Origin of the sequence: Flavobacterium pectinovorum (assembly GCF_006438875.1) — a bacterium.
GTDB classification, from domain to species: domain Bacteria; phylum Bacteroidota; class Bacteroidia; order Flavobacteriales; family Flavobacteriaceae; genus Flavobacterium; species Flavobacterium pectinovorum_A.
On record NZ_RCZH01000004.1, the window covers coordinates 352,034 to 372,297 of the forward strand.

Consider the following 20,264-nt stretch of genomic DNA (forward strand, 5'->3'; position numbering starts at 1 on the left):
TTGCCGAATGGATCTCGCGCAAAGTCGCAAAGCCGCCAAGTTTACATACATTTTCTTTGCGGCTTTCCGACTTTGCGCGAATTTTTTTAGCTATAATTGTCTTAAAAAGGCTTAACTTAATGACATTGAGCTATAGCTATGCGCCTTAATGCAAAGTGAAAATAATTTCGTAAAAAAATAATTTTTAGGTAAAACTTTTTTTATTTCATAAAACGCCTTACATTTGTAACATATTTTATTACAGTATGATTTCAGGTAAGTTTGCCATAACGATTCACATTTTGACTTTACTCACTAAATACCCAAATGATTTTTTGTCATCTGAGTATATTGCGGGAAGTATCAATTTGAATCCTGTATTGGTCAGAAAAGAAATTGCTAACCTGAAAGCGCATCATATTGTAGAAAGTAAAGAAGGTAAAAATGGCGGCACAAAACTGTCTGTTGATCCTTCGAAAATTACATTAAAAGAAATTTTTGAAATGACTTTTGAAACTATTAATTTAGGTTATGCTAAAAATCAGCCTAATCCTGATTGTCCTGTTGGAAAAAAAATCAATCAAAACCTGAGTTCTTTATATGCTGATATGAATCAAAAAGTTAGTTTACAATTAGAGGGAATTTCGCTGGAAGATTTTTCTAATCAATTCTAAATCTATTTTTTTACACAAAACTGTAACATTTTTTATTACTAATTAAAATTATATATTATGAAAATCGCAATTATTGGAGCAACGGGATTTGTTGGCTCAGCCATTTTAAACGAATTAGCAAACAGAAATCACGATATTACTGCCATTGCAAGAACCCCAAAAGATACCTCAAATGCAACTTGGAAAAGTGCTGATATATTTGATGTAGACGCTTTGGCAGAAATTTTAAAAGGAAATGATGTTATCATTAACGCCTATAATCCAGGATGGACAAATCCAAATTACACTAATGATTTCATCAACGGATCAAAAGCAATTCAGGAAGCTGCAAAAAAATCAGGCGTAAAACGTTTTATCTCTATCGGAGGTGGCGGAAGTTTGTTTGTAGCACCAGGTTTACAAGCAGTTGACACTCCTGATTTTCCTAAAGAATATCATGCAGCAGCTTCTGCCGCAAGAGATTATTTGAATATCATTAAAGAAGAAAAAGATTTGGATTGGGCATTTTTTAGTCCGGCTTTCGAAATGCATGCAGGAATTACAACCGGAAGAACCGGAAAATATCGTTTAGGTTTAGAAAACCCGGTTTTTAACGACGAACAAAGAAGTATCTTATCTGTAGAAGATTTAGCGGTTGTTATTGCTGATGAAACTGAAACTCCAAAACATCATCAAGTTCGTTTTACAGCAGGTTATTAATTATTTTTTATAGCCACGAATTGCACGAATTTTTACTAATTATTAGTACCACAATTTTGTCATTCCGAACGAGGAATCTCCGCGAGTAGCTCGACAATTATGGAAAAATACTTTATGTTAGTTTCTTGCGGGGATTCTTCGTTCCTCGGAATGACAAAAATGCGATAAAAAATTCGTGTAATTCGTGGCAAACTTACTTTTTGAAACTGTTTTTGTTTTCTGTACTTTTACAGTACCAAAAAGTATATTTTGTCAGGTTCAAAAAAACAATCTAGCAGCTTACAAGAAAAAGCCGGAATTTCACCTCCTGAAATCACCAATGCTTCTGCTATCTGTCAAATTAAAAAAAACAGAAAACAACTGCCTTCTTCATCTGAATTAATTGATGGAATTCTGGACGGAAACAGAACGGCTTTAAGCCGCGCTATTACCTTAGTCGAAAGTACAAATCCCGAACATACTGCAAAAGCAAATGAAGTCATTAATGGCTGTTTACCTCACGCCAATAAATCAATCCGAATAGGAATTACAGGTGTTCCAGGTGTTGGAAAAAGTACTTTTATTGAAGCTTTTGGAAGTTTCCTGACTAATTTAGGTAAAAAAGTAGCAGTTTTAGCAGTTGACCCCAGCAGTTCGCTTTCTCACGGAAGTATTTTAGGCGATAAAACCCGTATGGAAGAGTTGGTAAAAGACGAAAATGCTTTTATCAGACCAAGTGCTTCCGGAGATACTTTGGGCGGTGTGGCACGCAAAACACGTGAATCAATTATTCTTTGTGAAGCCGCAGGTTTTGATACTATTATTATCGAAACGGTTGGTGTTGGACAAAGTGAAACCGCTGTTCACAGTATGGTTGACTTTTTTCTATTATTAAAAATCTCCGGTGCCGGCGATGAACTTCAAGGTATCAAACGTGGTATTATGGAAATGGCCGACGCGATTGTCATCAATAAAGCCGATGGTGATAACATTAAAAAAGCAAATCAGGCAAAACTGGAGTTCAACAGGGCTTTGCATTTATTTCCTCCAAAAAAATCAAACTGGCAGCCAAAAGTTACGACTTGCAGCGCAATAACTGGAGAAGGAATTTCAGAAATTTGGGATACAATTTCGAGTTATGTCGATATGACAAACGAAACAGCCTTCTTTCAAGAAAAACGAAAAGATCAGAATCAGTTCTGGATGATGGAAACTATAAACGAACAACTCAAACTGAACTTCTATAATCAGCCGGAAATCATTTCGCAACTGGAACAAAACAAAAAAGCAGTGCAAAACGATGAAATATCACCTTTTGCAGCTGCTCAAATATTATTAAAATTATATTTTAATAAAGGTTCAAAGTAGCAAAGGTTCAAAGCAACAAAGTTTTTTTACATACTCCGTTTCTTTGAACCTTTGCCCCTTTGTTCCTCTGAACCTATTTCTTCCTCAACTTATATTTGTTTTCTTTATACAAATTTCCAGCTGTAATTACATGTGCCAAAGCATCTTTTGCTAATTCTTCATTTAATTTAACCGGAATCAAAGTTGTATCATTTTTGATTTCAAATTGCAATGGTTTCAAATTTGGCTGCATAATTACAACTTGATTTTCTACTCTGAATGCATTGATATCATTAAACTGCATGATTGATCTACCTTGTGTTTTTGGATCCAGTTTATTCAGGTTTCTTCCAACCATTGGTGTTTCAAAAGGCACTCCAAGATATCCTAACAATGTTGGCGGAATATCGATTTGACTTGCCAATTTACTATACGAAGCTCCTTTTGGAACTCCAGGTCCCATAATCAAAGCAGGAATATGAAACTTATTGATTGGCACTAAATTTTTCCCGTAAGTTCTGGTGTTGTGATCCGCAATTACGATGAAAATAGTGTTTTTAAAATAAGCTTCTTTTTTAGCCATTTCGAAGAATTTGCCAATAGAGAAATCGGCATATTTCATGGCATTATTTACTGTTGCAGGTTTTTTATCAAATGGTTTGATTCTTCCCTCTGGATATTCAAAAGGCTCGTGATTTGAAGTCGAAAACATTAAAGAGAAGAAAGGTTTATCTCCTTTTGCTTTAAAGTAATTGTTTGCTTTTGTTACCAAATCTTCATCTGAATAACCCCACGTTCCTTTGAAAGCATATTTATTTCCATCAGATTCAAAATCTTCCTGATCTACGATATCCTGAAAACCATTTCCGTTGAAAAACGAAGCCATATTATCAAAATTCGCCATTCCGCCATAAATAAAACTAGTGTCGTATCCTTTATGTTTTAAAGCATCAGCAAGCGTAAAAAATCCTTGTTGGGAGTTTCCTAATTTTACTACACTCTCAGATGGTGAAGGCAAAAATCCGGTTACAACCGCTTCGATTCCGCGAACACTTCTTGTTCCCGTACAATACAAATTGGTAAACAATAAACCTTCTTTCGATAATTTATCAAATTCCGGCGTTAATGGTTTTCCGCCTAAAATTCCAACGTACTCAGCTCCTAAACTTTCTTGTAGAAAAATCACCAAATTGTATGGTTTTTTCGCTACTGAATCAGGTTGTTGAACGTGTAGAAACGGAATTTCAGCATCTGTAAAATCATTTGGACCAGCAATCATGTATTTTTTCACACGAGCAATTGCTTCGGCTTCGTCCATTTTACCGTACATCTTGGTATTTCCTTCATTTTTAATCGAATATGCTGCAAAAGCTACGGTATAAAATGAATTTAATCCCAACGTATTCGTTAACTGATCTGTTGAGAAAACAGCATTACTAGCATTTATAGGACGTTTTGAAGTAAGACTTGAACGTGCTCCAAAGAATAATAAAAACGCAACTAACGGAAAAAGCATTAATTTAAATTTATACGCTGCGCTTGTAGTATGAAAATATTTTTTTCCTTTTTTCAAAGCAAAATACAAAACAACTCCCAAAATTAAAAAAGTCACAATGATAGAAGTCAGGTAACTTTTTAGAAGCATTCCAACTACTTCCTTCGGATAAATTAGATAATCTAAGAAAATCTTATTCGGACGTGTGTCGTACTGTTTTACGAAATCCGGTGTCGCCAATTCTACAAATAGAATCAGAAAAAGGAATAAAAAACTGTAGATTACCAAAAAATTATTGGTAAACTTCAATGATTTATTAGGAAGAAATGTAATTAAAACTGCCGGTAAAAAGGATATATAACATAGTAATATTAAATCCATTCGAAGACCGATTGGAAAAATGTACCAGAAATTTGGCGTTTCTACTACTCTTTCTTTAAAAAGAAAAAATAAAAATATTCGACTTAAAGTTGTTATTAGCAATCCGATTGCTATAAAATTGAAAATGGGTTTTAAATAACTTAATTTTTTCATTAGAAAGATTTAAATATTTTTTGGGTTGAGAAATAAGATTTCAGACACAATGTCGCGCGTTTCTATTCTTCGTAACGCTTTATTTCTCTGTCGTAAAATTCATTAGCCTGAACAATCAAACCTTCCATTTCAACATTTAATTCAGCTTCATCAAGATCTTCTGCTTCTTCCATAAACTCAACCTCATCGTCTTTTAAGTTGATTATGAATCTTGGGTAATCAAGGTGAATGATGAAAATATCATCTGGAAAATCAGTATTATCTCCAAGTAAAAATTTAGGTAATTCCATTTTTATATATGTATTTGTTTATTATTTTTTTACCACTGATTGTTTTAAAATCATTTTAATCTGTGAATCCCGATAGCTATCGGGAGTGGCATATTTTTTCAATGTTCAAATTTAACTATTTGAAAGTGAATTATTGATTAATTTTTTGGTCAGGTAATGAAAACGAATGTACAGGAATATTGCTGCAGAAGTTAATCCCGCCAAAAGCCCAATCCAGACTCCTTGTGCTTTCAAATTTGTATATTCGGCTAAATAGTACGAAACCGGAAAACCAATGATCCAATAGGCAACAAAGGTAATATACATTGGAATTTTCACATCCTGCAAACCACGTAAGGCTCCAAGAACCACAACCTGAATTCCATCAGAAATCTGGAAAACCGCCGCAATTAAAAATAATTTTGATGCAATGCTTATTACTTCATTATTGTCCAAAAGTTGTCCTCCATTTTCCATATTCAAAAAGATATAAGGCAAATAATTATGGAAAACGACAAACAGAATCGCGAAGATGGTTTCAATTATAATGGCTAATAAAAAAATAGAACGGGCAACCACGACTAAATTTTTATAATCATTCAACCCTCTTTGGTTACTAACTCTAATCATAGATGTTACGCTTAGTCCCATTGCAAACATAAAGGTCATTGAAGATAAACTTAACGCAATTTGATTGGCTGCCTGACTGGTTTTGCCAATATTACCACAAAGCCAGATTGATGCTGTAAACAATACCACTTCAAAAAGCATTTGCATTGCCGATGGAAATCCTATGCTTATGATCTTCTTTATAGTTTCTTTTTTAATTTCATCAAAACTGAAATTTTTAAAATATTTTTTCAGATCATTTCTTCTTGATAACATGATGTGCATGAACATTACCAAAAATATTCTTGAAATTACAGTTCCTAAAGCTGCTCCAACAATTCCCATTTTTGGAAAAATCCAGATTCCGTAAATCAACATATAATTTATTCCAACATGTAGCACATTTGCCATAACCATAGCATACATTGAATACTTTGTCATTGACATTCCGTCTGCAAATTGTTTGTATCCCTGATACATAATTAGCGGAATCAATGAGAAAGCTACCCAATCAAGATATGGTTTTGCAAGCGCAATTACATCAGCAGGTTGCTTTAATAATTCCATTATTGGCTTTGCCAAAACAATTACGCCAAAAAGAAGTAATCCTAAAATAATACATAAAAATAAACCGTGATGAAATGCTGAACGAATTTTAGAGTCGTTTTTCTCGGCATCACCTTCAGCAACAATAGGAGTAATTGCCGTTGAGAAACCAATTCCTAAAGACATTGCGATAAAAATCATGCTGTTTCCTAATGAAACTGCTGCAAGTTCAGTACTTCCCAATTTCCCTACCATTATATTATCAACGATACCTATTAAGGTATGTCCTACCATTCCTAATATAATAGGATATGCTAATCTTAAATTGTATGAAAACTCTTTGGTGTACTGCTTTAAATTCAATTCTATTCTTTTAGTCGGCAAAGATAGTCAGAAGCTTTGAATTCTTTGATAATATTAAAAACATAAGCAAACATTAAGTCAATTTTTACAAACCTCGAGATTATATAACAATTTCAAAAAATTGTATAACAAGACCCTAAACGCTTGCTATTATTTTTACACTATATAAAATTTAAAAAAATTGTAATGAAAAATCTAAAAATGTTATGCCTGGCGACTTTCGCCTTATTATACGCCAATACCACTTTCGCTCAAGATGCTACGTTAACTAAAACTGAAGGTGAAATTAAAAATTACGATCAAGGCTTCAGATTAGGATTTGGACTTAACGGAGGTTTACCAACTGACAATGCATACGACTGGTCTTTGGGTGGAGATGTTCGTTTACAATACGATTTATCTAAAAGAACTTCATTGACCTTAACAACTGGTTTTACCAATTTGTTTATGGGAAAAGATGAAAATGGAGTTGATGTTAAAGATCTTGGTTTTATTCCGGCGAAAGCAGGTTTTAAAGCTTTTATCTGGGAAGATCAATTTTATGTTTTAGGGGAAGTTGGTGCTGGTTTTGCCGTTACAAACGGTTACGATCAAACCACTTTTTTATGGGCGCCTGGAATTGGGTACGCCAACAAGTACATTGATATTAGTGTCCGATATGAGGACTATAACAAATTCAAAACCAACCAAGTGGCTTTACGTTTAGCCTATGGTTTTGATTTATAAAAGTAAAGGTTTAATTTATTTTTTTGTTTTTGGTAACAAACCCGACAGCTCGCATAGTCTGTCGGGTTTCGTTTTTTTGTGCATTTGGTCAAAAGATAAGAACCACTTGTCAAATGATTTTTTTAAAAGAGTGCAGAACGCTGTACTTCGCATAAAAATTAATCAAAATCATGAACAAAACAGTTTTTTATCTATCGCAACTATTTCTTTTTCTATTGGTTACCATTTCAGCAAGATCTCAATCGATTATGTCGGGAGAATTCAAAGCAGATTATGTTCCATTTTCTAAATATGTCCGACCAATAGACAGTGCCAAAACAGATGCCAAAAGTAATTTCAAAAGAGCTCAGCTTTCTGTAGAAATTCCACTTTCCATGAAAATGGACCAATACAATCATCCCAGACTTTGGTCAATCATGCTTCAGGGAAGTTATGCTAAAATGGAAAACAAGAATTATGATCTGAAAGATCTTCCTGTAGAATTTCCAAACGGTTTCCCGAATGAGCTTCTTAATGCACAAATTGGAGTCAAACACCTAAGATCAATTTCTCCCTCTTGGTCAATGTTAATAATGGCTTCTGTTGGAGTTTATACGGATATGGTCGAAATCAATAAAGATGATGTGTTATTGCAAGGTGGTGTACTTTTTATCAAGCAATTTAATCCGAATCTGGCTTTTGGTTTCGGACCGGTTTTAACCAATAGTTTTGGTGTTCCGATGGTTCTTCCGGGATTGTATTTTAATTGGGAATCTCAAGGCGCACTACATTTTAAAGTAGCTTTTCCGGAAGGTTTAGAATTAGGTTATCGAATGTCTGAAAGATTAGATCTGAAAACGGTTGTCGAACTAAGCGGAATGACTGCCGAGATAAATCCGGCAAACAAATCGATGTTACTAGGATATCAGCAAATTATTGCGGGTTTAAAACCTCAACTTAAATTAGGCAAACATTGGACTTTTGAACCTACGATAGGAAGTACTTTAGCTCGTTCGTTCTCTACCAATGATAGAAAATTAAAAAATATATTTAAAGAAAAAGATTTAGCAAACCCTAGATTCACTACCACATTTTATGCCGCTTTAGCTTTAAAATGGCAATTCTAAAGCTATCGACTTAATAGGTTTTTATAGACTACCTCTTTCAATAATGCTTCACGGCGTGTTCTTGAAATAGGTAGTTCTTGTCCTTTTACAAATAATCGTCCGCCGGAAACGGAATCAATATGTGTAATGTTTACCAGAAATGATTTATGGATTCTGAAGAAAATCTCCGTTGGAAGTGTTTCTTCTAATGAAATCATCGTTTGATGAATCACAAGAACTTTATCTTTAAAATGAAGTTTAGCATAATTCTGCATTCCTTCGATATATAAAATATCTACCCACGAAATCTTCTGAAATCCTTCTTCCTGCCGAACATAAAGAAACGGATCTAGTTTATTCTGTTTAGGAGAACTCATTTGATGCCATTGTTTTGCTTTTAAAGAAGCCTGGTAAAAACGCTGAAATGTAATTGGTTTCAGCAAATAATCTACGACTTGTAAACGATATCCGTCCAAAGCATGTTCTGAATATGCCGTGGTAAAAATAACCATAGGCGGATTATCCAGAGATTCTAAAAATTCTAATCCGGACAAATAAGGCATATTTATATCCAAAAACAGCAAATCGACTTGCTTATCCTGAATGTACGAAGTCGCTTCTAATGCCGAAGCGCAAGTACCCACAACTTCCAGAAAATCAATTTTCGAAACAAAATCTACTATTCCGTTTCTTGCAATTGGTTCGTCGTCAATAACGAGACATTTCATGTTCATAATTTTAAAATTTTGTTTCAGGTTTTCTTTGTTTCAGGTTTGTGTCTGTTGTTAAAAAGGTTTCTCGCAGATTTTGCATATTAAGCAGATTTACTTGCTCTTCTTTATTCTTTTACAAAACCTTCCTAGTCTGTGGTAAAAAAAATTAACCGCAAAGTCCGCAAAGGTTTACGCAAAGTTCACAAAGTTCTTACCTATTAAAAGAATACAAAGTTCGCAAAGCTTTAGCTTTATAACCAACGGAATTTGTGAAAATTCGTGAATCCGATAGCTATCGGGAGTGGCTAAAAAAATCATTCTAATCTCTTTAATCTGTGGCTAAAAAATATCATTTCAAAGACAAAACAACTTTTACCGTAAAATCTGAATCCGTTTTATCTATGTCTAATTGGTATTTTTCAGGATATTGAATCGCTAATCGTTTCTTTACGTTTTCAAGTCCGAGTCCTTGATTGTTAGACGGAGTTTTGTATTGTTCTGTATAAGAATTTTCTATTTTAAAAATTAATTGTTTGTCAACTTGTTCACATGATAAATGCACATATCCTTTTTGGTTTGGAAGCCTTGAAACATGTTTAAAAGCATTTTCTATTAAAGGAACCAGAAGCAACGGCACAATCTGAAGCTGACCGTTTTCGATATTCCATTTGCTTTTTACTTCTAATTCATTTCCCCAACGGGTTTCTTCGACGGCAATTAAATCCTTTAGATATTTAATTTCAAGATATAGCGGCACGTATTCTTTATTACATTCATACAATTGATATCGCAAAATATCCGAAAACTGAACCAATAAAACCGATGCTAGTTCTACATTGCTTTGCATCAAAATATGGATATGATTAAGCACATTAAACATCAAATGTGGATTGATCTGATCTTGCAAAATCTTTATTTGCGCCTCTAGGTGAACTTGTAATAATTGTGCATGATTTCGCTCGATCACATTATGTTCCTGATAAAAACGAAGTCCGCAAGCTGTGCCATTAATTAAAAGTGCAGCAGGAATACTTCCGCAAAATCGAGCCCATAAAAAATGAATAGAACTCATATGTGCTTCTTCGGGAAATAATCGGGCACGTGCAGATGAATCTGAAAAAACAGCATAAATTACTGCCAGGCAAAGTGATAAAAGCAGCACCACGACAAACGCCTGTAGTGCAAACAATGTCATTTTGTTTTTACGTAGCGCATTAGGAAGTATAACATCACTAAGAAAATGTGCCAAAACACTAGAGCTCAATAATATTAAAATAGACTGGATTGTAGCCGACATTACTCCATAATCGGCTATAAGTTGTGCCCAAATAGTAGTGCCAAGTATGAACCAGAAAAAAACCAGAAATATCCGGTGTCGACCTTTGTTTGTTATATACATCAAAAAAGAATAAGTAAATTAGGAGAAAGTTTAAATTCAAAAATAACCTTATATTTTCTAAAAGAGCAGCAAAGAATCAAAAAGATTCCTTGCTGCTTATATTAAGTTAAACGGTAAAATAAAGGTTATAAGAAAAAATATCCAATGCTGACATTATAGGAATTTGTCTTAGAACTAAAGTCTTTACTGCTATTGTTTAATCCACCCTGATAAATTAGATCTACAGTAAATTTCCACATTTCAACTCCTGCCCCGACCTGATAACCGATATTAGATTTGTTGAATTTCGTATAGGAATTTTTCAGCTGATTCACTGAAGAAACATTCTCATCTAAAACATACGAGTAAACTCCTCCTCCAAAAACTCTGACATTTAGAGTCGAAAGATCTATTACTTTATAACCAATCAGCAAAGGCATTTCGAGACTTCTCCACTTTGCATTTTTAGATCCTGTAATGGCAGTTTTTTCAATTTTAGAAGATTTCTCACTATACAAGAGTTCATTTTGAATGTAGAATCGCTTAAAATCAAATCGCGCCATACCTCCAACAAAATAACCTGCTGCGTATTCTGAATTAAAGCCACTCGTAACCGGCAATTCAGAAAAATTAGAACCTCCTTTAATACCAACATGAATTGGAAGTGGAGATTGTGCATTCGCTTTTGAAGAAATCAAACTTACTAAGAAAATAGTAGTCAGTAATACTAATTTGTACATGTTCATGATAATAGTTTTTATTAATTTGATGCAAAGGAGCACAAACATAAAACACTACTAAAATTAGTTTGATGAACGGCATTCGTATTTTGACCAATGGGGATTTTTGAAGTTTTTTCGCCACGAATTTCACGAATTAGCACTAATTAATTTGTGAAATCTGTGGCTGAAAAATTTAACCGCAAAGTTCGCGAAGTTGTTAGCTGAGGGAAGAATACAAAGTTCACAAAGCAATACGTGAAAATACAGCAAATCAAAAATTTGTGAAAATTTGTGAAATTTGCGGTTAAAAAAAATCTTTTCAATCTATCGCAAAAAAATTGACCGCAGAGTCCACGAAGGCTTACACAAAGTTCACAAAGTAATATGTGAAAATCTACCTCATCAAAAATTTGCGGAAATTCGTGAATCCCGATAGCTATCGGGAGTTGCTAAAAAAATTATCTAATTAACTCATTTTCTAATTGGCACATTTTCTACATACTTACGATCAGTCAAAGTTTTCATAAAAGCAATAAGCTGTTTTTTTTCTTTATCTGTTAAGTTTAATTTGTCTTCCGGTAATGTTTGGTTCGGAACCTCAAAGCCTAAACCTACTCCTCCGCCTTCATTATAGAAATCGATAACTTCTTCAAGAGTCTTATAAACACCATTATGCATGTAAGGAGCTGTAAGTTCAATATTTCTTATGGTTGGCGTTTTGAAGGAATGTTTATGAATTGCTGCTTGCGTGATTACAAACTTTCCCAAATCGCCATCAAGTTTTTTATCTTTATTCGGAACTCCTAGAATCTCACTTTCAGATCTGTCAAAATTTGGCGGAACAGTTCCGTTTGTTAGCGGAATAAAATGGCATGTGGCACATTTAGCTTTTCCTGCAAATAAATTAAATCCTGTTTTTTCATCTGTTGTAAAAGTTGCTTTGTTTTGCATATATGCATCAAATTTTGAATCATAATGACTCAACGAACGAATGTAAGACGCCAAAGCATTTTTGATCGCAAATTCGTTTATTTCTCCTTTTGGGAAGGCCTTCTTAAAATCTTTTACATAAGCAGCATTTTTCTGAATCGCCAAAGCCGATTTCTCCAGCGATCCATGCATTTCGTTTTCGTTTTTAATAACCGCAACAGCCTGATCTTCGAGATAACTTACCCGTGAATCTGAAAAGAACACACGTTGAAACGCAATATTATTTAACGTTGGTGTATTACGCTGAATCATTGATTTTCCGTCTAATGAAACTGCTCTTTCCTGACCATCCGTAAACGCTTTATCGGCATGATGGCACGAAGCACAAGAACGCGTATTGTTTCCGGATAAAATAGGGTCATTAAATAACTTTTTGCCTAAAGCAATTTTCTCTGGCGTTGTTTTATAATCGGGAAAACCCGAAAAAGCTTCTGCGTCAAAAGCTTCTTTATCAAATAACGTTTGCGCGGTTACTTTCAATCCTCTTTGCTCTTTCATTAACGGAATTCCTAATTCAGTCTGAGTTTTATACAATCCTTTGCTTAACGGATTCGTAACTTCTTTGATAAAATAAGCTCGATCAAAAGCGTTGAAATTCGTATTTATTTTTAAATACTTCTTTCCCTTTTCTAAAATAGCAAATACTTGTTTAGCATTCGAAACCGATTTTTTTTCGGTGTAAACCTGATAATATTTTTCGATAGTTTCTAAGGAAATCAAAGCTTCCGGAAGTGAATTCAGTACAACTGGCGAATCAAAACCTGTAATTCCCAAAGTAATGATTCGGTACACTTCTAATCGCATCGCATCAAAAACATGCGCATCGGTTAATTCATTCGTATTTGAAACTTTTTCTAATCGGGTTAAATTAGCCGATAAAACGCCCAATTCCTGAAGAAGTTCTTTTTTGCTTTCTTTATTATATTTCGGAAAAACCAATTCTTCGATAACCTGAAAACCTTCGGGCGGAACTGTTACTTTATCATTTTCTTCAAATTCCGGTATTGCAGGTCCGTTTATCGATTTAGAAACTGAAGGCGAATAGTACTCACTTATCATTTCGACCTTTTTATAACTTTGATGTGCTTCCAGAAACTGCCTCTGAATTTGCGCTTCGGTAGAATCTTCTTGAACTGAATATTTTAGTTTGGCTACTTTTTCGATCAATAAAGTAATATCTGCCTGAAACAATTCATTTACTTCTTGATGTTTGTTTTTTTTTTGACAAGCAGCGAATGCCACCAGGAACAACAAACAATATATTTTTTTCATGATTTAATAACGATTAAAAGAGGAATATTCAGAAAAACAGAAACCACTACCTCAAATTGAAGTAGTGGATTGCTGTTTTGTACTGTTTTAAAAATTTATCTTGGCAAACCTTTTATTACTACGATTTGACTTGCTTGTTGTTCATTCGGACGATTTGTTCCTCCGTCAGGACTTTTATATTTTTCGCCAGTCCAAGTATGTGGCTGTACGCTCAACATAAAAGTATCAGCAATACCAACTTGCTCAGACACATCGATCAAAGCACCATATTCCCAATCTCCAAATTTAGAGATTCCACCTACATTATATTTTGCAGCATCAGTTGCAGTACGACGGTGATCTAATTCTACTACAACTTTTAATTCTTTTGTAGCAATATTGTATTGATAGATATAAGCATCGTGAGTTTCGTCTCCGTATCCGTTAGCATCTTCCTCAACGTAAACATAGTTTTTAGTCACACAAATATTATCCGGGTTTTGAAATTTTCCAGCAATTCCAGAACGGTTATCTCCGTCAAGAACAACTTCAAGAATTCCTTTTAATGGGTCAGCAGCATCAAGATTTAGTCTGTAAACTCTACCATATTTAGTTCTTGAACCATCAGCATTTGTTCCCGTAGTATTTTGTCCTGTTGCGTTAAAATACAATTCACGATCTGCATTGTTACCGCCTTTACGGTAATCTAAATCTTCTACACGACCAAATTTAATTGCTTTCAAAGTATTAACTGAAGCATTGATTTGAGCTCCGGTTAACGTTTTATGATTATCGATTTTTACAAAAGATACCGAATATGTTTTATTAACTTCCATATCTTTTTCTCTTTGATTGTCATCGTTTCTTTTTAACATGTATAAAGAACCATTTGTTAAATCACCAACAGCATTAGATACATACATAAAAACCTGACCTCCGTAAGTTCCTGAATCGTCATCACCAATTACTACAACAGTTTTGCCTTTGTAAGCAGAAGAACGTAATGGCAAAGCATTCTCAGCACTTAAACGACCAAAACCAGCCAATTCTTTAGACACAGATGCAGAACCTGCACTTCCATAAGGATCTAAAGCATGTGTACGAGATTCTTCTCCGGATTCTCCACAAGTTAAATAAACCGGTCCAAAACCATGTTCCGCCGGAGTAGCCATAGTAGCACCACAAAGTCTCCATGTTCCTCCACTTGAATTTAGCAAATATTCCCCTTTAGTCGGTTTGAATGTTTTGTCTAATGTAACTCTCGAAACCGAAAAGTTGTCTTCGTTGTTTACTAAAAAAGTAAAAGTTCCGTCCGTATTTTTCAACAAACCGGAACCATCAGCAGATCCTCCAAAAACAAATTTTGGACTGTCCGCAAAAACATCATCTGAACTAAAAAGAGAATAAATTTTTAAATCTTCAAAACCTGCTTTTGCCTTCAACAAACTTGGCGTTACAGATTGATCCTTTAATACAACACTCGTTGTTGCTTCTTCCTGATCTTTAGAATCGTTATTACAAGACGTAATCAACGATCCAAGAATAATAAGGGGTAAAATAATTCTTTTCATTTCGCTTTAATGTTTAATTTTATTTTTTTACAAAGTAACCCCTTACACTTTAACTAAAAATCACTTTGATATTATCAAAAAAACAAGACTGTGAGCAAAAAACAGATTTTAGCCCTAAAAAAATTAACATTAAATTAGTAATACAAAACATTCATAAAATACCAGTAACATAAGCACAAAAAAAGAGCCCTACTTTTAAGGCTCTTTCTTCAATTGTTCTTTATACATTTCGATATTCGCTTTTATCTTATCATCGAGTTCAGGTTCCTTGATATCAGTATGTTTTTGCATTACTTCCCAGATAATCTTGGCAACGATATAGCGTCCCATTTCCTTATCATCCGCCGGAACAATATACCACGGCGCATAATCTGTTGAGGTTTTGTTTATCGCCTCTTCATAATATTTTTGATATTCCTCCCAATGTTCCCGTTCTTTCAAATCACCGGGCGAAAACTTCCAATTGTGTTTCCCCTCTTCTAAACGGCGTAATAATCGTTGTCTTTGCTCCTCTTTGCTCAAATGCAAAAAGAATTTCAGTACGATAGTTCCGTTTTGGGAAATATGCTTTTCAAAATTATTGATTTGCTCAATTCTGTTTTCCCAAAATTCCGGCGTAATATCTTCAACCGAATTAATTCCCGGCAAATTCTCTCCCAAAATATACTCCGGATGCACGCGCGTAACCAAAACATTCTCATAATGCGTACGATTAAAAATCGCAAACTTCCCTTTTTCCGGTAATACGATATAATGTCTCCACAAATAATCGTGTTCCAGTTCAGTCGAATTTGGCGTTTTAAAGCTATGTACCACCACGCCACGCGCATTAAATTCCTTAAAAACTTCCCTAACCAAACTATCTTTTCCGGACGTATCCATTCCCTGAAGGCAAATTAAAACAGCATATTTGTTATGCGAATACATAACATCCTGCAAATCGCTCAACTTAGCCTTCACCTTATCCAGTTTAGCTTCCTTTTCGTCACTATCAGCATCAATATCAAGCAAAGTCGGAATCTTTGATAATTTTATTTTATTTGTAACTTTAAAATCTTTCGGATCTATCGATTTCATATCATTTTCATTTTTTGTAATATAAATATACTAATTTTACGAAGCATATTCCTGCTATTCATTACAATACTTTTTAGATAAATTGTATTTTTCTAAAACATACCAAGAGCTTCCTCCGGTCGCTTTGTTCTGTCCAGAAAAAATTACAATTTCTTCTCAAAGTATTTTCATTGTTATCAGGGCTAGGCACTGGTTTTCAAAACAACAATTAATTTTATCTATAGTTAAAATCATAAATGAAAAAAATATTCCTGATAATTTTTATTTTATCTCAACAACTTGTTTACTGCCAAAATGAAAATGATTATTCAGAAGCAAAAATATATCTTCAAATTTTTGATAAATGCTTTAATAAATTAGGTCCAATTCCAGAAACTAAAAAATCAACTTCCTTAAGTAAAAGGCGGTTTTGTAGTTTATATCAATGTGTAAATCAAATTGCATATGCAGAAAATGAAAAAGATATTCAGGAAGCAATTCTAAAAAGAGCAGTTGAAATCACTAAATTACTTTACAATGAAGGAACTCCAATATGTTTAATAGTTGGATCGATGAGTTGGCATCAAGCAGATACTAAAAATCAAGATCTAACGGATGATAATAATTTGATATATGTAAGCATCTCAGATTGTATTTCATCTAACGCATTAGTGAAAATTGCAAAAACTGTAAACGAAGAAACTTCAAGATTAATTAATAAAAAATAAATTTACCCTATCTTAAACTAATAATATCTACGATACAACATTCATGGAAAAATTTACATTAGAAATATTATTTCAAATCATTGGAATCGGTTCAGCATCAGGATTATTTTTAAACAATGATTCACTCTATATTATTGGCGATAACAGCGGATTTTTATACGAATACAATATGACGAATCAGCAATTAAACCAACATGCTTTAATTGACAATCCAACGCAAAATATTCCCAAAAACTTAAAACCGGATTTTGAATCCCTAACGCATCATAATGATACCTTATATGTCTTTGGTTCCGGTTCGACCGAAAACCGAAACAAAATGATAGAATTCGATCTGAAGAACAAATCCATTTTACAAAAGAATAATCTGGTCGATTTATATAGCATAATGCAAAGTTTCGGTTCTATAAAACCCGAAGATTTCAATCTTGAAGGCGCTATTTTCGATGGAGAAAACTGGTATTTATTCAATCGCGGAAACGGAGTTTCAAACAAAAATACTATTTTCACCATTCATGCTAAAAACCTGGGAGAAGAATTTGCTTTGGTTGCAACCAATTACAAACTTCCAAAAATAAAAGGCGTTCGTTCCAGTTTTACCGATGCTATTTTAGTCGAAGACAAAATTTATTTCCTTTCCACCGCCGAAGATTCCAAATCAACTTACGACGATGGCGAAATCTTAGGAAGTTTCATTGGACGAATAGATCTTAAAACCATGAAAATAGATTTCACCCAAAAAATAACTTCAACCAATAAATTCGAAGGTTTGACTTTCTACAAAAAATCAAATGACAAAATTGAGTTTTTACTTTGCGAGGATAATGACACGGAATTATTAGAAACGAAGATTTTTAAATTGAGCTTACCGGTTAAGTAAAACTTGTTCTCATTTCATGTCATTTCGACCTAAGGGAGAAATCACACTAGTAATTCGACGTAGAAAATCGTCAATCTTTGTCGAGTTCCGTGTGTGATTTCTCCCTTCGGTCGAAATGACAAATATTGCGAATTATTCACACCAAAATTCCGTAGAGGCGCACAGCAGTGCGTCTCCCGCAAAACAAATCAACAACCCAAATCAAACCAAATCAATCAAACCAAAGAATGAAACAAATTTACAAAAGCATTATAATCATCTTATTCTTTATCAGTCTTAAAAGTTATTCTCAAACACAAGAGGCAATAATTTACTTTAAAGATGGTGATTCCATTGAAGGTTTTGCCTCCATAAAAAATGATAAAATAAAATTCAAAATTTCAGCTGACGATAAAGCTGATACCTGGGACTATGAAAATGTTAAGGAAATCAAGTTTATTGGATTTGATATTGTGCAGACTTATGAATACATTAAACTAAACTCTTCGGATGATCCAAAATTACTGGAACTTATTGTTGAAGGTAACGTTTGCCTTTATAAAGAGGAAAAGGTGCAGTTTTTTACAGATCCAAATATCACAAAGAAAACTGCAATATCAACTCATGGTACTAATAACATAAATAATTATGCCTATCAAACAGAGCAATCTAGGGAACTTTTCTATGTAAAAAGAAAAAAAGACCAATATCCAACTTACATAAATTCTGGAATTCTTTCAAATTGGAAAAAAACTACAATTAATTTTTTTGCTGACTGCGATTTTCTTGTCAAAAAAATAAAAGATAACAAATATGGTTTTAATCAAATTAATGATATTGTAGAATTTTATAATGATATATGTAGAGAATAATTATAATGGTTTAGACAATTTTAAAATTTCAAAACCACAAGATTGTTATTGATGACGTTAGACGCACTACTGTGCGTCTCTACGTAATGCGCCTCTACATAATGCGTTCCTACGATAAAACCTATGAACCTTTGTAACTTTGCACCTATGAACCTTTAAAAAAAACTTTTTTTCACCACCCGTCCCAACCTTTTTATCTTTTTATCTCTCTATATAAAAAAGACAACAATTGTGATAAACGAAACGCTAATTTCTAACTGCAAAAAAATGAACCGCGATGCTCAGCGTCAGGTTTATGAGCACATGGCTCCAAAATTGTATCGCGTTTGCAAACGATACCTCAAAAAGGAAGAAGAAATTGAAGAAGCAATGGCTGACGCTTTCTATACCATATTCACAAAACTGGAACAACTTAAGGAAGTTTTAGCTTTTGAAGCTTGGGCGCGAAAAATAACCGTCAATCATTGTTTGGCAACCATCAAGAAAAACACCAATTTCAATATGTATCTTGATGATGTCAAATTGCTTTCGCAGCCTTTTACAGAAGAAGTTAACGCTTTAGAAGAAGAGGATTTACTCAATTTACTAAACCATATTCCAGACGGCTGTAAAACAGTCTTTAACCTTTTTGTTATAGAAGGTTTTGGACACAAAGAAATAGCGGCAATGCTAAACATTTCTGAAGGCACCTCTAAATCACAATTGAATGCTGCCAAAACCAAGCTAAAGGAATTAGTAAATAAATTGTATTATCAAAAAGCAAAGTAGTCATGGACAATCAAGATAAAATATTCGATAAATTTAAGGAAGCCGCCCACAACGCGGAGTCAAAAGACTTTCCTGGAATGGAAAAAGTCTGGTCACGTGTCGAAGAAAAACTCGACAAAAAAGAAGATAAAAAAGCAATTTCGTTATGGAAGAAAATTGCAGTTGCAGCTTCTTTATTATTATTAATCTCTTTGGGAGCTCAGTTCTTAAAATCTGATAAAATTTCTACAACTCAAACACCTAAAATTGTAGTAAAGGAAAAAGAAACAATTCAGAATTCTGTTGTAGAAAAAAACAAAGCCGTTGTTTCTTCAGATTCGGAAATAATGCCAAAAGCAGAAGCTGTTAAAATTATAGAGCAACAAATTAAAGAGCAGCCACAAGTAGCGTTACAAGAAGTTCAAATCACTACAAGTGATGCTATGGCGGCTGAAGCAAGCCCTTCGCCTGTTGCCGGTCAAATTGCTCCAGCAATATCTATGCAATCCGGTTTTAATAATATGGAAGAAGAAACCACTACTGAAAAAGCTAAAGAGGTACAAAATTTTGGTTATGGAACAACCGTACAAAGAGAATCTGCCAAAGTTGCTTATGCTGACACACAAGCACCGATGTCTAAAAAAAGTGCTCCTTTAATTGTTATAAATGGAAATCCTTTATCTCATAGCGATGACCAGAAAAGAGATAAAATGATGCAAAAAGAAATTCCTAATTTACAACCTGAAAATGTAGATTCTCTTGTTGTATTAGAGCAGCCTTTATATATAATCGACGGCATTTATTATTCAGAATATGATTTATTTGGTCCAAACCCAACAAGTCCTTATGCACCTTTGAATAAACAGGAAATTAAAACCATAACCGTACTTCAAGATCTGGAAGCTACATCAAAATATGGTGAAAAAGGTAAAAAAGGAGTCGTAATTATTACTACTAAAACAGGAAAACCAGCCGCTAAAAACTAGATTAAAATCTAAAACTTAATTTCAGGAATCTTAGTCAAAGTTTAAATCTTTGACATAGATAATCTCTAACATTTACTTAAAAATCA

General features: G+C 33.8%; 19 protein-coding genes. 10 read left to right on the forward strand and 9 right to left on the reverse strand.

Annotated elements, in window-relative coordinates; genetic code table 11:
* The first annotated feature begins 245 nt into the window (after positions 1-245).
* From EAH81_RS07810 to meaB, 3 genes are all read left to right on the forward strand, one after another.
* Entirely contained in the window at positions 246-653 is a 408-nt protein-coding gene (locus tag EAH81_RS07810) for an Rrf2 family transcriptional regulator (RefSeq protein WP_140505599.1), read from the forward strand.
* 57 nt (positions 654-710) lie between these two features.
* Complete coding sequence (locus tag EAH81_RS07815; RefSeq protein ID WP_140505601.1) at positions 711-1,352, forward strand: NAD(P)-dependent oxidoreductase; 642 nt, start codon at positions 711-713, stop codon at positions 1,350-1,352.
* 249 nt (positions 1,353-1,601) lie between these two features.
* Positions 1,602-2,699, forward strand: coding sequence for a methylmalonyl Co-A mutase-associated GTPase MeaB (gene meaB, locus EAH81_RS07820; RefSeq protein WP_140505603.1), 1,098 nt, complete (start codon positions 1,602-1,604; stop codon positions 2,697-2,699).
* A 73-nt stretch (positions 2,700-2,772) separates the two neighbouring features.
* On the opposite strand, the gene EAH81_RS07825 is transcribed toward meaB, so the two are convergent.
* From EAH81_RS07825 to EAH81_RS07835, 3 genes are all read right to left on the reverse strand, one after another.
* Positions 2,773-4,707, reverse strand: coding sequence for an LTA synthase family protein (locus tag EAH81_RS07825; protein ID WP_140505605.1), 1,935 nt, complete (start codon positions 4,705-4,707; stop codon positions 2,773-2,775).
* 62 nt (positions 4,708-4,769) lie between these two features.
* Complete coding sequence (locus tag EAH81_RS07830) at positions 4,770-4,997, reverse strand: hypothetical protein (RefSeq protein ID WP_140505606.1); 228 nt, start codon at positions 4,995-4,997, stop codon at positions 4,770-4,772.
* A 111-nt stretch (positions 4,998-5,108) separates the two neighbouring features.
* Complete coding sequence (locus EAH81_RS07835; RefSeq protein ID WP_140505608.1) at positions 5,109-6,494, reverse strand: MATE family efflux transporter; 1,386 nt, start codon at positions 6,492-6,494, stop codon at positions 5,109-5,111.
* A 186-nt stretch (positions 6,495-6,680) separates the two neighbouring features.
* Here EAH81_RS07835 and EAH81_RS07840 point away from each other — a divergent pair, with 186 nt between their 5' ends.
* Positions 6,681-7,220 (forward strand): hypothetical protein, encoded by a 540-nt coding sequence (locus EAH81_RS07840; RefSeq protein ID WP_140505610.1) that lies wholly within the window; start codon positions 6,681-6,683, stop codon positions 7,218-7,220.
* 170 nt (positions 7,221-7,390) lie between these two features.
* Positions 7,391-8,326, forward strand: coding sequence for a DUF6268 family outer membrane beta-barrel protein (locus tag EAH81_RS07845; RefSeq protein ID WP_140505612.1), 936 nt, complete (start codon positions 7,391-7,393; stop codon positions 8,324-8,326).
* A 2-nt stretch (positions 8,327-8,328) separates the two neighbouring features.
* On the opposite strand, the gene EAH81_RS07850 is transcribed toward EAH81_RS07845, so the two are convergent.
* The 6 genes from EAH81_RS07850 to EAH81_RS07875 form a co-directional block, all read right to left on the reverse strand.
* Positions 8,329-9,039: a LytR/AlgR family response regulator transcription factor gene (locus EAH81_RS07850; protein WP_194150815.1), complete on the reverse strand. Its 711-nt coding sequence runs from the start codon at positions 9,037-9,039 to the stop codon at positions 8,329-8,331.
* A gap of 328 nt (positions 9,040-9,367) precedes the next feature.
* A complete protein-coding gene (locus EAH81_RS07855) occupies positions 9,368-10,417 on the reverse strand; it encodes a sensor histidine kinase (protein ID WP_140505616.1) in 1,050 nt (349 codons plus the stop codon).
* 125 nt (positions 10,418-10,542) lie between these two features.
* The gene (locus EAH81_RS07860) at positions 10,543-11,142 is read right to left on the reverse strand and encodes a porin family protein (protein WP_161595795.1); all 600 of its coding nucleotides are present in this window, start codon (positions 11,140-11,142) and stop codon (positions 10,543-10,545) included.
* 447 nt (positions 11,143-11,589) lie between these two features.
* On the reverse strand, positions 11,590-13,380 hold the full coding sequence (locus EAH81_RS07865; protein WP_140505620.1) for a cytochrome-c peroxidase: 1,791 nt from the start codon (positions 13,378-13,380) through the stop codon (positions 11,590-11,592).
* A 95-nt stretch (positions 13,381-13,475) separates the two neighbouring features.
* Positions 13,476-14,930 carry a hypothetical protein gene (locus EAH81_RS07870; RefSeq protein ID WP_140505622.1) on the reverse strand — a complete coding sequence of 485 codons (1,455 nt, stop codon included), beginning with the start codon at positions 14,928-14,930 and terminating at the stop codon, positions 13,476-13,478.
* A gap of 195 nt (positions 14,931-15,125) precedes the next feature.
* Positions 15,126-16,007: a PPK2 family polyphosphate kinase gene (locus EAH81_RS07875; RefSeq protein WP_140505624.1), complete on the reverse strand. Its 882-nt coding sequence runs from the start codon at positions 16,005-16,007 to the stop codon at positions 15,126-15,128.
* A gap of 236 nt (positions 16,008-16,243) precedes the next feature.
* Here EAH81_RS07875 and EAH81_RS07880 point away from each other — a divergent pair, with 236 nt between their 5' ends.
* The 5 genes from EAH81_RS07880 (at position 16,244) to EAH81_RS07900 (ending at position 20,178) form a co-directional block, all read left to right on the forward strand.
* The gene (locus EAH81_RS07880; RefSeq protein ID WP_140505626.1) at positions 16,244-16,714 is read left to right on the forward strand and encodes a hypothetical protein; all 471 of its coding nucleotides are present in this window, start codon (positions 16,244-16,246) and stop codon (positions 16,712-16,714) included.
* 43 nt (positions 16,715-16,757) lie between these two features.
* Positions 16,758-17,594: a DUF6929 family protein gene (locus EAH81_RS07885; RefSeq protein ID WP_140505628.1), complete on the forward strand. Its 837-nt coding sequence runs from the start codon at positions 16,758-16,760 to the stop codon at positions 17,592-17,594.
* A gap of 227 nt (positions 17,595-17,821) precedes the next feature.
* Positions 17,822-18,445: a hypothetical protein gene (locus EAH81_RS07890; RefSeq protein ID WP_140505630.1), complete on the forward strand. Its 624-nt coding sequence runs from the start codon at positions 17,822-17,824 to the stop codon at positions 18,443-18,445.
* A 267-nt stretch (positions 18,446-18,712) separates the two neighbouring features.
* Positions 18,713-19,213 (forward strand): RNA polymerase sigma factor, encoded by a 501-nt coding sequence (locus EAH81_RS07895; RefSeq protein ID WP_140505632.1) that lies wholly within the window; start codon positions 18,713-18,715, stop codon positions 19,211-19,213.
* A gap of 2 nt (positions 19,214-19,215) precedes the next feature.
* The gene (locus tag EAH81_RS07900) at positions 19,216-20,178 is read left to right on the forward strand and encodes a hypothetical protein (RefSeq protein WP_140505634.1); all 963 of its coding nucleotides are present in this window, start codon (positions 19,216-19,218) and stop codon (positions 20,176-20,178) included.
* The last annotated feature ends 86 nt before the right edge of the window (positions 20,179-20,264 follow it).